The organism is Hasllibacter halocynthiae, from assembly GCF_003003095.1.
Classification (GTDB): domain Bacteria; phylum Pseudomonadota; class Alphaproteobacteria; order Rhodobacterales; family Rhodobacteraceae; genus Hasllibacter; species Hasllibacter halocynthiae.
Genome location: NZ_PVTT01000002.1, coordinates 243,994 through 258,354, shown reverse-complemented (window position 1 = coordinate 258,354; position 14,361 = coordinate 243,994). Strand labels below are relative to the sequence as shown.

The 14,361-nt window shown below is 66.2% G+C and carries 9 protein-coding genes and 2 pseudogenes; 6 read left to right on the top strand and 5 right to left on the bottom strand.

Annotated elements, in window-relative coordinates:
• Positions 1 to 13: 13 nt before the first annotated feature.
• A pseudogene (locus BCF33_RS08225) lies at positions 14 to 570 on the top strand (IS3 family transposase); the annotation flags it as partial.
• A gap of 244 nt (positions 571 to 814) precedes the next feature.
• Here the strand turns inward: BCF33_RS08225 and BCF33_RS08220 are convergent.
• Positions 815 to 1,762 carry an NAD-dependent epimerase/dehydratase family protein gene (locus BCF33_RS08220; RefSeq protein ID WP_211292368.1) on the bottom strand — a complete coding sequence of 316 codons (948 nt, stop codon included), beginning with the start codon at positions 1,760 to 1,762 and terminating at the stop codon, positions 815 to 817.
• Positions 1,763 to 1,898: 136 nt separating this feature from the next.
• Here BCF33_RS08220 and BCF33_RS08215 point away from each other — a divergent pair, with 136 nt between their 5' ends.
• From BCF33_RS08215 to BCF33_RS08200, 4 genes are all read left to right on the top strand, one after another.
• Complete coding sequence (locus tag BCF33_RS08215; RefSeq protein WP_106160480.1) at positions 1,899 to 3,209, top strand: class I SAM-dependent methyltransferase; 1,311 nt, start codon at positions 1,899 to 1,901, stop codon at positions 3,207 to 3,209.
• A complete protein-coding gene (locus BCF33_RS08210; RefSeq protein ID WP_106160479.1) occupies positions 3,209 to 5,749 on the top strand; it encodes a glycosyltransferase family 4 protein in 2,541 nt (846 codons plus the stop codon). Before BCF33_RS08215 ends, BCF33_RS08210 begins: the two co-directional genes overlap by 1 nt.
• 133 nt (positions 5,750 to 5,882) lie before the next feature.
• Positions 5,883 to 6,917, top strand: a complete 1,035-nt coding sequence (gmd, locus tag BCF33_RS08205; protein ID WP_106160478.1) for a GDP-mannose 4,6-dehydratase — start codon at positions 5,883 to 5,885, stop codon at positions 6,915 to 6,917.
• Between the two features lie 22 nt (positions 6,918 to 6,939).
• Positions 6,940 to 8,358 (top strand): phosphohexomutase domain-containing protein, encoded by a 1,419-nt coding sequence (locus tag BCF33_RS08200; RefSeq protein ID WP_342747433.1) that lies wholly within the window; start codon positions 6,940 to 6,942, stop codon positions 8,356 to 8,358.
• On the opposite strand, the gene BCF33_RS08195 is transcribed toward BCF33_RS08200, so the two are convergent.
• The 3 genes from BCF33_RS08195 to BCF33_RS08185 form a co-directional block, all read right to left on the bottom strand.
• Positions 8,311 to 9,690: a glycosyltransferase family 4 protein gene (locus BCF33_RS08195; RefSeq protein ID WP_158259385.1), complete on the bottom strand. Its 1,380-nt coding sequence runs from the start codon at positions 9,688 to 9,690 to the stop codon at positions 8,311 to 8,313. The genes BCF33_RS08200 and BCF33_RS08195 overlap by 48 nt on opposite strands.
• A 7-nt stretch (positions 9,691 to 9,697) precedes the next feature.
• A complete protein-coding gene (locus BCF33_RS08190) occupies positions 9,698 to 11,134 on the bottom strand; it encodes a mannose-1-phosphate guanylyltransferase/mannose-6-phosphate isomerase (RefSeq protein ID WP_106160475.1) in 1,437 nt (478 codons plus the stop codon).
• A gap of 78 nt (positions 11,135 to 11,212) precedes the next feature.
• Complete coding sequence (locus BCF33_RS08185) at positions 11,213 to 13,012, bottom strand: ABC transporter ATP-binding protein (protein ID WP_245883777.1); 1,800 nt, start codon at positions 13,010 to 13,012, stop codon at positions 11,213 to 11,215.
• A 142-nt stretch (positions 13,013 to 13,154) separates the two neighbouring features.
• Here BCF33_RS08185 and BCF33_RS14540 point away from each other — a divergent pair, with 142 nt between their 5' ends.
• Positions 13,155 to 13,538, top strand: coding sequence for a transposase (locus BCF33_RS14540; protein ID WP_106160474.1), 384 nt, complete (start codon positions 13,155 to 13,157; stop codon positions 13,536 to 13,538).
• Here BCF33_RS14540 and BCF33_RS08175 read toward each other — a convergent pair.
• A pseudogene (locus BCF33_RS08175) lies at positions 13,503 to 14,241 on the bottom strand (IS6 family transposase). The gene BCF33_RS14540 and the pseudogene BCF33_RS08175 sit on opposite strands and share 36 nt — an antisense overlap.
• Between the last annotated feature and the right edge of the window lie 120 nt (positions 14,242 to 14,361).

Below are 14,361 nucleotides of genomic sequence, written 5' to 3'. Positions count from 1 at the left end.
TGAGCGAACCCCAACGGCACATAGCCCAGCCACACAAAACAACCCAAGGATCCCTCGCAAGCTGGAGATCACCCGGCCCGACCAAGTTTGGGCGATGGACATCACCTATATCCCGATGTCCCGGGGCTTCGTCTACCTTGCCGCGGTGATCGACTGGTACAGCCGACGGGTCCCGTCCTGACGGGTCTCGATCACGATGACGGCAGACCTTTACGTGGCGGCCCTCGAGGAGGCGCTGGCCCTGCACGGCAAGCCGGACATCTGCAATACTCAGCAGGGTAGCCAGTTCACCGGCACGGCCTTCACCTCTGTGCTCCACGATGCCGGCATCCAGATCAGCATGGACGGCAGGGGGGCGTGGCGCGACAACGTCTTCGTCGAGCGGCTTTGGCGGTCGGTGAAGTACGAGGAAATCCACCTGCGCGCCTATGACAGCGTATCCGAGGCCAGGGCGTCTATCGGGCGATACCTGACCTTCTACAACGGGACGCGCCCGCATTCGGCACATGGCGGGCAAACGCCGACCAAGCATACTTCAACCCGCCAAGGCCGATCCCGGCCGCGGCATAATCAGCGCGGAAATCCACTTAACAACGGACATCACGCTGTTCAGACAAGCGGGACCACCTCCTGCGCCATGGCCGCCGTCCGGCTCCGCCACGCTCCGCCTCCCGTCACCCATGGCGCAGGAGGGCCCATGATCTAACATTACAACCGGACCACCTGATGGGGGTCGGTCACCCCCACCTCTTCATCTGTCTGTCTCCTTCAGGACGGACCCTACCTAATCCTAGAGGAGGAAGCGGGATCCAGGTCAGCGGCGAAGTTTGGCGCGCTCGTGCTCAAGGACGTCGTGTAGAGCATCGTCTAGGGTAGCCCGAGGCTGCCAACCGGTTACCCCATGCAGGGCTGCCGCGTCCCCAGCAACGGTGGGCAGGTCGCTAGGACGCTGTCGGGCTGGGTCCTGCTGCACAGTGATCTCACGCTCGGACAGGGCCAAGAGGCGGCTTAGCACCTCGCGCATCGGCACCGCTCGTCCTGAGGCCACGTTCAGTGCCCGTCCATCCGTCACCGCGTCGCCTGCGTCGATCACCGTGGCATAGGCATCGACCACGTCCGAGACGTGTAGGAAGTCGCGGGCAGCGTCGAGGTTGCCAACGTCCAGGACAGGTTCCTTCGCCCCAGCCTCGATCTCGGCGATCTGGGCGGCAAAGGCCGGCACGGCGAAGCCGGTGCGCTGTCCCGCCCCGGTATGGTTGAAGGGTCGCATTCGAACGACCCGCAGTCCCCGACCGGCGAGCGCTCCGAGCGCGAGATCGCCCGCGGCCTTCGTGACGCCGTAAGTATCCATCGGCTCCAGCGGCTCGTCCTCCCGAACGGGACGCCCATGCAGGGCCGTGCGTCCGTAGGCTAGCCCCGAGCCGATATGGATCAGGCGGGCTTCCGGGCGTCGCTTCAGCAAGACTTCGCCAAGATCGGCGGCCGCGTGCACGTGAAGGTTCCACGCCGCGCGCTCCAAGCGGGCCGCCTCCGCCGGGGCCGCGAGTCCAGCGAGATTTACTACATCCGTTGGCGCATAAGCGTCGATGGCCGCGTGGATCGCCGCGCCGTCCGTGACGTCTAGCGCTTTGCCGTTACCGCTCCTCATGCCACGTCCGGCACTGATGACCGCCGCCTCGCCATAGCGGGCCCGCAGGGCCGTCACGAGATGGCTGCCCACGAACCCCGCGGCGCCGATCACGAGGATGACCGGTGCGGTCATCGGAGCCGGGTGGCCGGGTAGATGGACGGCATGGGCGGGCTCTCCTAGGTAGTGCGGCCGTGACACTAGGGGCGGCCATGCTCGCTCGCAATCGCCGAAGGGCCGCTTTGGCCCCGACTGAGCTTCAGAGAGTTGTATGCACAACCAAGACACGCCGCCGGCGATCGACATGTTCTACCGCGACTTCGAGGCACGGTTTCGGGGGGATCGTGCTACGATCTTGACCCGGCTCGAAGTGTACCGCCCATTCATCGCCCCTCTCGCCGAGAGGGGCGATGCGCGCGCCCTCGACCTCGGCTGCGGCCGCGGCGAGTGGCTCGAGCTGCTGGGGCGCTGGGGTGTGGAGGCGCGCGGAGTTGATCTCGACGCGGGCATGTTGACCGAGGCCAAAGAGCGGGGCCTTTCCGTCGCGCGTGAGGACGCCGTCCAGGCGTTGCGGGCGGTTCCCGATAGGGATCTCGCTATAGTCTCAGCCTTCCATCTGGCTGAGCATCTGCCCTTCGACGTTCTTCGCGCGCTGGTTGCGGAGGCGCTGCGTGCCCTGCGCCCTGGCGGACTGCTGATCCTCGAGACACCGAACCCAGAGAACCTTCAGGTGGGGCTGGTCAACTTCCACCTCGACGCAACCCATGTGCGCCCCCTTCCTCCGGTCCTGACGGGGTTTCTTGTCGAGCACGCAGGTTTCACGCGGCACGCGGTGCTGCGGCTCCAGGGCCAAGCGCCGACCGCGGAGACGAGGGATAAGCTGATGGCGCTTCTGACGGAGGTGTCTTTGGACTACGCGGTGGTGGCGCAGAAGGAGGGCGAGGAAATGGACCGGCTGGACCCCGCTTTCGAGCAAGAGATCGGGCTGTCGCTCGTCGATGCCGTCGTGCGCATCGATGGTGCCCGTGACGAGCGTCACGCCCGGAGCCGGGCCAACGCTGCCACGCTCGCCAACAGGATCGCGGGAGAGACCTCGCGCCTGCGCGCTGAGATCGAGGCGCTGCACGCGCGGCTTGCAGAGCGCGAGGCTGGCGACGAAGCTCACCAGGTCCAGTTCGCCGAATGGCAGGCCGAGACAGCCGCCCTCCGTGCCTCTCTGTCGCCGGAGATTGCGGAGATACGGTATCTCGTGAGCCGCTCGTGGACGGAACGCCTTTTGTTCCGGCGCTGCGGGCGCCCGATCAAGGCGCTGAGACGTCTTCTCTTTCACACCTCCGGCAAGCCGCGCGGCATCTTCCGCCGTTGGGTCGTGGACAAGGATCGCAACCCCCGCCCGGCCTTCCGCCGCTGGATGGAGAGCCCCCGCTACCTCGCGCTGCGTTGGCCTGCGAGCCGCCAACCGATTTTGGCACCCACGCCCGCCGAACTTCCGCCCGTGGAGGACCATCCCCTGCGCGGGGTGCTGATAGCCCGGCTTGAGGAGGCCGCCGCACGCGCAGCCTTGCCGAAGGTAACGAATTGATGCGCATCGTCCTCGACCTTCAGGGCGCGCAAACGATCGGCTCGCGCAACCGCGGCATCGGGCGCTACTCGATGGGCCTCGCGGGAGGCATGGCGCGTGCGGCAGGGCCCTGGGTGGACCTTCGCATCGTCCTCAACGGTGCCTTCCCCGACACCATCGAGCCGATCATCAATGCTCTTTCGGCGGATCTGCCGCGCGACGCCTTCTCCGTCTACTTCCCACCCGAGGGCGCGATATGGCCGCCCCCGCCGGAAGGCGATCCTGCGCAGGCTGCACTCGCGGCGGCCGCACGGCTCCATTATGCCTCGCTAGAGCCGGACGCAGTCCTCCTGTCCTCTGCAATGGAGGGGGTCGGCTTCGGCGATGTCGCAGGCTTCGATCCGGCACTGCCGAATGTGCTGTCGGCGGCGGTGTTCCACGATCTTACACCACTGCACGACTCGGAACGTTTCCTTAGCTCGCCTCCCATTCATGCCTACTATCATCGTCAGCTGGACGTGTTCCGCAGCGTCGATCGATTATTGGCCAATTCGGACGCGACCCGCGCGGACGGGCTCGAGAACCTTGGTCGGCATGCAGATGAGATCGTGACCATTGGCGCAGCGACTGCTTCGGTCTTCCGCACGCGCCTCAAGGGCCCGCCCGGGCCCCATCTGCCCTCGGAACCCTACATCCTGCTGCTCGGCGGCGTAGACCCGAACAAGAACCTCGCCTGCGGTATCGAGGCCGCGGGCCACCTGCCGGCCGAACTACGGGAGGACTACACGCTTCTTCACTGTGGCGTGCTTGAACGGAAAGCGCGTGATGCGCTTGAGGCTCAGATGAGGGGCCGGATGCCGATGCGGTTCCTCGGGCACGTTACGGACGACGAACTGATCAACGCGCTGGACCATGCGGAGGTCGTTCTGTTCCCCTCACGGCTCGAAGGATTCGGCTTGCCCGCGCTGGAGGCGATGACGCGCGGCACCCCCGTCCTTGCGTCGAACACGACCAGCCTCCCAGAGGTGGTGGGCGATCCGGACCTCCTCTGCGATCCCGACAATCCCGAGGAGATGTCAAAGCGTCTCGAGACGCTTCTGCGTGATCCGGCGCGGCGTACGACCGTCGGTCACCGACTGCGCGCGCGGTCCGAACGGTTCACCTGGGACGCGGTCGGCAGGCGTGCCCTGGACGCCCTTGCAGCGGCCGTCGAAGCGCGGCCCGGAGGGGACGGCTTACGCCCCGCGCCTACCTATGATGCCGACGCGGCCATCGCAGATGCCGTCCCCGCGGTCGCGGCGGGCGGACTTCCAGCCGGGCGCGTGATCGACTCCCTCCTTCAGAGCGGCCGGGTGGGCGCGGAGCTCGGCACGCCCCGCCTGCTGGTCGACGTTACCGTGACTAATACGTCCGACGCAGGAACCGGCATCCAGCGCGTCGTCAACGCTACGGTTGGCCATCTCCATCATGCACTCGTGGCGGACGGTGGGGCGCGAGCGATGGTTCCTGTCGCGCTCAACGGGAGGGCGTTGCGGGGCGCGCCGCGGTTCGGCGCCCCATCGGACGCGCCGATACGCTTCCGCGCTGGCGAGACCATGCTCATGCTCGACTCGAGCTGGAACCAGTATCCGGACTTTGCGCCCGCCTTCGCCGATCTTCGCGGACATGGCGGGCGGGTCGTCACGACGGTCTACGACCTAACGCCTCTGCTCCATCCGGCCGTCGTCATCCGGGGCATGCCGGAGGTGTTCGACGCCTGGTTCCGCCGCGCGCTCGTCGAGAGCGACGGCCTCGTCTGCATCTCGCGGGCGGTGGCCGACGAGGTGGCCGCCTATATTCGCGCGCACGGCCTACCCCATCGCGACGGGCTGCGCATCGGGTGGTGGCACCTGGGCTCGGACCTGCCGGCGGGCGAAGGGGAGGGCGCACGCCCCCAGGGCGCCTTGGCGCGGTTCCTCGCAGTCACGACGCCGACCTTCCTGATGGTCGGCACCGTCGAGCCCCGCAAGCGCCACGCGACCGCTTTGGAGGCGATGGAACGCTTGTGGGCGGGGGGATCGCCAGCCCGGTTGCTGATCATGGGGCGCCAGGGCTGGAACATCGAAGAGTTCGCCGAGCGTCTCCGCAACCACCCGGAGGCGGGCGCTCGGCTGCTCTGGCTCGAAGGCCCATCGGATACCGAGCTTGCGCACGCCTACCGCGCGGCCTCGGCGTTGCTCTTCCCCTCGCTCTACGAAGGCTATGGCCTTCCCATCGTCGAGGCCGCGCGCATGGGCCTCGGCGCGATCTGCTCCGACATCCCTGTCCTGCGCGAGGTAGGTGGCGAGGGTGCCATGTACGCCCCCGTGGGCGACGTGCAGAAGTGGGCTGAAGCGATCTCGGCGGTCGCGGATGATCGTGCGCTTCCCGATCCGTCGCATACGCCCGCCCTCTCTTGGGACGAAAGTACCCGCCATCTGCTGGAGGTGCTCTACGCAGATCGCTGGCGCCACGTGCTACGCACGCCCAACATGGAGGACGAAGCAGGTGATGCGAACTTCCCAGAGCGGACCGAGAAGTAGCGCCGTTCTCTGTCCGTACCGAAAAGCCGAGTGGATAGGCGAGTTTCCTCCGCCCTTCTTACCCATCCGAACTGTATCTTAAGTTCAGGCTATCCCCAACCTAAGGGTGCTTGGACTCTACAGGAGCACGGCTATGCCTTCGGCACTCATCACTGGCATCACAGGACAAGACGGGGCTTATTTGGCGAAGCTCCTCTTGATGAAAGGCTACGAGGTGCACGGCGCCTACCGCCGGTCTTCCACTACCAACTTCTGGCGGCTGGACGAGAGCGGCATCGCGGATCAGCCGGGCCTCAGTCTCGTGGAGTACGACCTCACCGACGCGTCCGCCAGCATCCGCCTTTTGGACCGACTACGCCCCGATGAGGTCTACAACTTGGGCGCGCAGTCCTTCGTCGGCGTCTCCTTCGATCAACCGCTCGCGACTGCGGAGACGACCGGCATTGGACCGGTTCACCTCCTCGAGGCGATCCGCATCGTCGATCCGAAGATCCGTTTCTATCAGGCGTCCACCTCCGAGATGTTTGGCAAGGTGCAGGCGGTTCCGCAGGATGAGGACACGCCATTCTATCCGCGTTCACCCTATGGGGCGGCGAAGCTCTACGCCCATTGGATGACAATCAATTACCGGGAATCCTATGATATTTTCGGCGCGTCCGGCATCCTCTTCAACCACGAGAGCCCCCTTCGCGGGCAGGAGTTCGTAACCCGCAAGATCACCGCTTCCATTGCGAGGATCTCCGAAGGCCGGCAGGAACGGCTGGAATTGGGGAACCTGGATGCCAAGCGGGACTGGGGCTTCGCGGAGGAGTATGTTGAGGGGATGTGGCGCATGCTTCAGGCGGACCGTCCCGAAACCTACGTTCTGGCCACGGGGCGGACAGAGACGGTGCGCGACTTTGTTACGATGGCGTTCAAGGCCGCCGGGATCGGGATCCATTGGAAGGGCACGGAGGCAGACGAGATCGGCGTCGATGCCGGATCAGGCCGCACGCTCGTGTCCGTCAACGCTCGCTACTACCGCCCAGCCGAAGTCGATCTGCTCGTCGGCGACCCGACGAAGGCCCGGCGCGAGCTCGGCTGGGAGGCGCGGACCTCGCTCGAGGATCTCTGTGCCATGATGGTACAGGCGGACGTGCACCGCATATCGAAGGGCGCGCTCTTTTGAGCGTTGGCGACAGTCGGGCTTGATGCGCCTGCCCTTCGCACTTCCCTCCGCCGCGCCCAGAACGAGAGGTTCCATGCCCCCCAAATTCGGAACGAGCGGCCTTCGCGGCCTTGTCGCGGATCTCACGCCATCCCTCGTACGTGCCTATGTCGGCGCCTTCCTCTCCACCTGCCCCCACGGTGGGACCGTACTGGTGGGACGCGACCTGCGCCCATCCTCGCTAGGCATCGCCGAGGTGGTTTTCAGCGCCGTGCAGGCGGCCGATCTCGTCGCAGTGGACTGCGGCGAGGTCCCCACGCCCGCGCTCGCCCAGGCGGCGCTCGCTCGGGGGGCCGCAGCGGTCATGGTCACCGGCTCGCACATCCCTGCCGACCGGAACGGGCTGAAGTTCTATGTGCCCTCGGGTGAGATATCTAAGGCGAACGAAGCGCGGATAGTCGAGGCCTATGCCGCTGGGACTGTCCCCAACCCCGGTTCGGGTTCGTTCGAACGCGACCAAACGGCCGGCGCGGCCTGGTGTGACCGGATCGTGGAGGCGTTCGGAACGCGGGCGCTGGCCGGCCTAAGCATCGGCATCTACCGCCATTCTTCCGTCGCCCGCGACCTCCTGGAAGATGCTCTCAGCGCACTCGGCGCGCGAGCGGTGCCGCTGGGTCAGTCAGAGGTTTTCGTGCCCGTGGACACCGAAGCCATCGAACTCAGCACGCGCCAGCGCCTCACCGCCTGGTGCGCCGAGCATCGACTAGACGCGATCGTTTCGACTGACGGCGACGGGGACCGCCCGATGCTGGCCGACAGCCGCGGCCGGATCGTGAGCGGCGACCTTCTGGGAGTGATTACCGCGCGTGCCGTCGGGGCGGAGCGCATCGCAACGCCGATCTCCTCCAACGACGCAGTCGAGCGGATGGGTCTGCAGGTCACGCGGACGCGCATCGGCTCACCCCACGTGATCGCTGCACTCGAAGCCGCGGGCGGGCGCTGCGTTGGGTTCGAGGCGAATGGCGGTTTCATCATGGGCTTCGACGGCCGTGGGCCAGAAGGCCCGCTGCCCGCACTCATGACGCGCGATGCACTTCTCCCCATCGTGGCGTCGCTTGCGATCCCCGGCGGCCTCCAAACTGCGCTCGCCGCCCTTCCCTCACGCTTCACCGCTGCCAGGAAGGTGGAGGAGATCGATCGACCCGCCGGTGAGGCGCTGATCGCCGAGCTCGACTCCGATGCAGAGGCACGCTCCATCTTCTTCGGAGCGACGGGCATGATCGGGAATGTCGATCGGACCGACGGCCTTCGGGTCGTTTTCGAGGATGGGCACGCGGTGCACCTGCGCCTGTCGGGGAACGCGCCAGAGTTCCGCGTATATGCCCAAGCCGATGACGCGGACACGGCGGATGGACTAGCCGCGGCCTATACCGACCGCGTCGCCTTGCGCGTCCGTCGCTGAGGGGAGGCACCGGGCCGAAGCCCTGCTGCCCCGTTCGGCCCGACAATCCTCCGCATGGCGCCGCGTGCCGCCCGCTGCGCTCGGCAGGATGGCGAGGACATCTCGCGCAACGTCGGACCAGGTACGAAGCCGGGGGCGTGCGCCGCGGATGCGCTCCCGAAGCACGCGGACATGCTCGCTGTCCTCCATCAGGCGCGCGACATGGTTCGCCAGCGCAGCTGCGTCGTCTGGGTCGAAGTAGAGGCCCAGATCACCTGCCACCTCGTGCAGCGCAGGCACGTCTGCGCAGATCGCCGGTGTGCCAAGCCAAAGCGACTCGCCCGCCGGCAGCCCCCAGCCCTCCATACGCGAGGGTACCACGGTAGCCACGGCGCCTCGGTAGAGCGCGATGAGATCGGCTTGCGGGGGCGTGTGACGGAACACCACCCGGTCGCGCACGCCTTTTCGCTCCTCCGAGCCTATGTGCTCCTCCACACGCTTGCGACGCGCACCCGCGATCACGAGAAGGGGCACCGCCACGCCCCGGCTCCGCAGCACCTCCATCGCGTCGAGCACCGCTTCTAGATTCTTGCGTCCCAGAAGCGAGCCGACCGTCAGCAGGTAAGGCTCGGCAGGCGGAGAGATTCGCGGCGACGGATCGGCGTCCGAACATTCATGCACGAGGGGGACCGGATGGATATAGTTTGCCGATATGGCGGGCAAGTAGCCAGAAGCGGAGAAGCGCAGCAACTCGCTGCGGGTGAACTCCGAGTTCGTCATCACCCGAGCCGCGCGATTGAGGATACGGATGTTGTCTGCGACAAAGTTGGTCGGGAAGGACTTGCTGCGGTGCTCGAAATGGTCGTGGAGCGGAATCATGTCATGGATCAGCGGCACAAGATCAATCCGTGTGCTTGCACGGTCCAATGCAGCGATTTGATCGACGATCAGCTTCGGACGAGCGCAGGAGACATAGGTCGCTCCATTGAGGTCAATCTTCGGCAGGTCGATACCAGCGCGATCCCACGCTCGGCGGTTGAGGCCGCCGACTACGGCACGCGCGGTCGCAGCGACGGCATCGCGCAGCGGGCGGCGATCAGGAAATACCGAGCGGAGCCGCAGCTGCCGCACACCAAGCGGCACGTCAAAGGCGACCGCGTCGCGGTCGCGACGGACCGGCACCTCGAAGAAGCTCTGGTGCCCTGCTGAGAATACGCAGAACCGCACGGCAGGGTCGATCCGCGCGATGTGCAGGGCAATCTCGTGCACGCAGCGCACGATGCCATAGAAGCGCAGCTTTCCGGTTGATGCTAGCTGTACCTCAGTCAGATCGAAGATTATCGGCTGTTCCATGTCATGGTTATCCCTTCGCACCTTGGCCTCGGGCATAGACATCCTCGTAGCGGACGATGTCGTCCTCCCCTAGATAGGAGCCGGTCTGCACCTCGATCAGCACCATTGGCACCTTGCCAGGATTTTCCATGCGATGCACCGCGCCTAGCGGCACATAGATGCTGCCGTTCTCCGTCACGAGGCTCACCTCGTCATCCACCGTGACGCGGGCGGTGCCAGACACCACGATCCAGTGCTCCGCCCTGTGGTGATGCGACTGCAGGCTCAGGGCGGCGCCAGGATGGACAACGATACGCTTGACCTGAAAGCGCTCGTCGAGAGCTAGCGTCTCAAAATGACCCCATGGGCGATGGTCGTACGGGAATGCCTCAGCCTGCGCCGCCCCTCGCGTACGCAGCCGTTCGACCGCCAGCTTCACGTCCTGCACACGGCCCAGATCGGCCACGAGCACTGCGTCGTTCATGGCGACCGCCACGATGTTCTCGAGGCCGATACCCACCAGCTCCAGCCCGTCCACCTCCGAGCGCAGCAGGCTGTCACGGCAGTCGATCGCTGTCGTCGCGCCACGCGCGGCAACTCCATCGGCGCCGCGCTCCATTTCCCGCCAGATCGAGTTCCAGCCACCCAGATCGGTCCAGCCACCGTCATAGGGCTGCACGTAGAGCCCCTCCGCGGTCGAGGCGGGCTCCATCACCGCGTAGTCGATCGACTGCGCCCGCACCTTGGACCAAGGATCGGCCGCCAGGCGCAGGAAGCCCAGATCGGTCCCGGCATCCCCAACGGCGGTGCGCACGTGCTCCACCATGTCGGGCGCATGCCGCTCGAAGGCCGAGACCATCGCGTCCGCCCGGGCCATGAAGATGCCCGCGTTCCAAAGGTGCCCCCCGCGGGCCAGCATCGCCTCGGCAGTGGCTTGGTCCGGCTTCTCCACGAACCGGCGCAGTGCATGCGTCCCCTGCAGCGTCCCGCCGTCCAGCTCGAGCCAACCATAGCCGGTCTCCGCATGTGTGGGCCGGATGCCGAAGGTGACCACGTGGCCCGCCTCGGCCACGGGGCAGGCGGCGCGCATGCACTCGCGGAACGCCTCCGGATCTGAAATCGCATGATCGGACGGTGCGACGAGGATCACCGCCGCTGGATCGCGCAAGGCGACCGCCATCGCGGCAGCGAGAATCGCTGGCGCGGTGTTGCGCGGCTCAGGCTCGATCAGGATCGGCCCGGGGTCGACAGCCGCGTCTACGAGTTGCTCTGCGACGAGGAAGCGGAAGTCCGACGCCGTCACCACAGTTGGCGCTGCGAACCCTTCGCCCGACAACATCCGAGCGCAGGAGGCGAACAGCGACCCATGCCCCAGCACGTCCACGAACTGCTTGGGATGAGCCTTGCGCGACAGGGGCCAAAGCCGTGTGCCGGAGCCGCCGCATAGGATGATGGGATGGATCATAGACACGCCTCGGGAGATAATGCGCCGCCGCGCGCATCGTGTTTTCTGCTTCATGAAGAGCGGTCCCGACGACGACCATCATTCTGCCGCTTCCGCCAGCGCGATGGGGGCAGGCTCGGCCACCCCGAACTGGCGGTCGTAGAGCCTGCGAAACGGGCCGTCTGCGGCCAGGAGGTCCCGGAGGGTCCCGCGCTCGACCACGCGCCCTTCCTCTACGTAGATGATCTGGTCGGCCCCAAGGATGGTGGACAGGCGGTGCGCGATCACCACCGTCGTTTTGTCCCTCGTCACCCGCGCGAGCGCCTCTTGGATTAGCGCCTCGGAATGGCTGTCGAGCGCGCTCGTCGCCTCGTCGAACAGCATGATGTCCGAGCGCTTGAGGATGGCCCGCGCGATGGCGAGGCGCTGGCGCTGCCCGCCCGACAGGAAGGACCCGTTCTCGCCAACCATCGTCTCGTAGCCCTGCGGCAGCTCCGAGACGAAGGTGTGGGCGTTCGCGTCCTGCGCTGCGGCCTCGACCTCGGCGTCGGTCGCGTCCGAGCGCGCCATGCGGATGTTCTCACGCACCGAAGTTGAGAAGAGGAACGTGTTCTGCCCCACGAAGGAAATGCGTTGGCGAACCGAGGACAGCGTCGCCCCTGCAAGGTCCTGCCCATCGATTAGCACCTCGCCCTCCGATGGCTCGTAGAGCCGCATGGCCAGGTTGAGGATCGTCGACTTGCCACCTCCCGACGGCCCGACGAGCGCGCTTGTCTGCCCAGCCGAAAACAGAAGGTCGAGGTTGCGCACCACCGGCGCGGCGCCGTATCCAAATGTCACGCCGCGCATTTCCAAAGCTCCTCTCCCCGGTTTCAGCGGCCGGGCGTCGCGCGCCTCGGCCTGCGACTCGGGCATGTCGAGGATGCCCAGCACCATGCGCACGCCGACCAGCGCCGTCTCGATCGATACGCGCATCCGGCTCAGCCGCTTGGCAGGCTCGTAGGCCATCATCAGCGCCGTCACGAAGGACATGAGCTCGCCCGGCGTGGACGGCTGCCCGCCAAGCACGTTCCAGGCACTCACGAGGATGACCCCCGCTATGGCGAAGCCGGCGAGCGTCTCGATGATAGGAGAGGTCGCCGACTCAAGCCGCGAGATGGAGTTCATGCGATCCTCCACCCGGCGCACCGCTCCGTCCATGCGTCCGCGCATATGGTCCTCCAGCGAGAAGACCTTGATCACATGAATTCCGCCCGAGCTCTCCTGCAGCACTCGGTAGATCTCCGAAAAGGCGGTGAGCTGGCTCTCCATGATGCTCTTGACCCGCCGCAGGATGATCCGGATCCCCCAGAGCGCCACTGGCCCCACAAGGAGCGAAACCAGCGAGAGCGTCGGCTGCTGGTAGATCATCACCCCGATCAGCCCCACTAGCGTAAGCGTGTCGCGCACCGCTGAGACCACGATGATGTCGATCAACGTCCGGCAAGCCGTCGCACCCTGGACCACACGCATGATGATGTCCGAGGATTCGGTGCGGTTGAAGTAGCCCACGCCTTGCGAGACCAGCTTGGAGTAGACCCGGTACTGGTAGCTTGCGACGATCCGGTTGCCCGCGCGCGCCATGAAGACCGACTGCGTGTAGGTCGCTGCGCCCTTGATCACGAAGATCGCAATTACCGTTGAAGCGACGGCGATCACCGCCCCGCGGTTTTCCGGGTTGCCCAAAGCGTCGATGATCCACTCCATCACCCACGCCACCGCCGCGGCCGAGCCGGCCACAACCACCATCGCAGCGATGGCCACGCCGTAGAGGCGCCCCTGCTCGCGAAAGCCATCCCGCAAGAGCCGCATGATGATCGGCCCGAGCCCTGCAGCGGGCGCGGCGGATGGGTCAGACATGGCGGGACCCTCCGAGCGTCGGGCTTAGGCGCTAGTTAGGGGCCCAAGCGCCCATCCGCAATCGCGGCGGCAGTTCGGTTTGGTTTCCCCCGGTCTGGTGGACACCCTGATAGGGTTGAGGAGACGCGGAGAGGAGTGTTCGATGACGGACCGGAATCGGCGGGTATTCGCGGATGCGTTCAAGCGTGAGGCGGTGGAGCGGGCCCGGACGAGCGGGATGACGATCGTCGCGGTGGCCGAGGAGTTGGGGCTGCACGAGACGGTCCTGCGGCGGTGGATCGCGCGGTTCGGCGGGAGCACGACGGTATCGCCGGCTGGGCGGCCGCCCGCGGCTGCGTCCATGATGCCATCGCCGGCCGAGAATGCGCGGCTCAAGCGCGAGCTGCACCGCACCGGGTCGGAGCGCGACATTCTAGAAAGGCCGCTCTCGTCTTCGGCAGGGATCCTTAGGTTGTTTTGTGTGGCTGGGCTATGTGCCGTTGGGGTTCGCTCATGCGGACAGCTTGGTCGTGTGATCCGCCCGTAACTCGAACGCGTCCTGTCTGGCGTGGCGGTAGGAATTCGCTGAAAGACAATTGCGGCGCGAGCGGAAGATGGCGGCTGTTTGATCGTGGACCGGCAGGAATCGCTGGGCCTGTCGCGGCAATTCGAACCGGCCCGTGACCTTCTCCCGTCGGCGGGTATGGCGATGCGATGCTTCCGCCGCGTTGTTGATCCCCTTGTGGTGACGGTGCTCTAGGCCGGGGGCGAGATCCGCCTTCGCGGCGGAGTTGGGATCCGAGCTCGTCCGTTACCATCACCCGCGGCAGGCCCCATCCCTCGAAGAGCTTGCACATGAACCGCTTGGCGGCTGAGGCATTGCAGCGCGACTGCACGAGGACGTCCAGCACGTCACCGTTCGCATCTACTGCCCGCCAGAGCCGTTGCTTTGCGCTGTCGATCTCTGGACGACCTCGTCGAGGTGCCACTTATCGGTTGGCACAGGTATCGGTTGGCACAGGCCGGTCGCGCCGGATCGTGGCGATCCGCGTTCCGAACTTCGCAACCCATACCCGGGCAACCCATACCCGGATCGTCTCGTAGGAGACGACGACCCCCCGTTCGGCGAGAAGGTCCTCGACATCGCGCAGGCTCAGGGCAGAGCGGTGATACGCCCAGACAGCATAACCGATGACGGTGCGCGCGAAGCGATGCCCCTCGAGACGCAGGAGATCCTCAAGGTCCAGCACCCGGGATGGCTACCCAGCCGTCGCCGTACCTCCAACCTGACAATCCCTTCAGGGCGCGGTAGCGGGTGGGCGCGGGCTCGGACATGCCGCCCAGTTCCGTCGCTGGACTCCAAATGTGAA

What these genes read in the sequence shown, in the direction of transcription:
- BCF33_RS08220 (WP_211292368.1), bottom strand. Translation starts at nt 1,762, where the DNA reads ATGACCGCACCGGTCATCCTCGTGATCGGCGCCGCGGGGTTCGTGGGC.
- BCF33_RS08215 (WP_106160480.1), top strand. Translation starts at nt 1,899, where the DNA reads ATGCACAACCAAGACACGCCGCCGGCGATCGACATGTTCTACCGCGAC.
- BCF33_RS08210 (WP_106160479.1), top strand. Translation starts at nt 3,209, where the DNA reads ATGCGCATCGTCCTCGACCTTCAGGGCGCGCAAACGATCGGCTCGCGC.
- gmd (WP_106160478.1), top strand. Translation starts at nt 5,883, where the DNA reads ATGCCTTCGGCACTCATCACTGGCATCACAGGACAAGACGGGGCTTAT.
- BCF33_RS08200 (WP_342747433.1), top strand. Translation starts at nt 6,940, where the DNA reads ATGCGCCTGCCCTTCGCACTTCCCTCCGCCGCGCCCAGAACGAGAGGT.
- BCF33_RS08195 (WP_158259385.1), bottom strand. Translation starts at nt 9,690, where the DNA reads ATGGAACAGCCGATAATCTTCGATCTGACTGAGGTACAGCTAGCATCA.
- BCF33_RS08190 (WP_106160475.1), bottom strand. Translation starts at nt 11,134, where the DNA reads ATGATCCATCCCATCATCCTATGCGGCGGCTCCGGCACACGGCTTTGG.
- BCF33_RS08185 (WP_245883777.1), bottom strand. Translation starts at nt 13,012, where the DNA reads ATGTCTGACCCATCCGCCGCGCCCGCTGCAGGGCTCGGGCCGATCATC.
- BCF33_RS14540 (WP_106160474.1), top strand. Translation starts at nt 13,155, where the DNA reads ATGACGGACCGGAATCGGCGGGTATTCGCGGATGCGTTCAAGCGTGAG.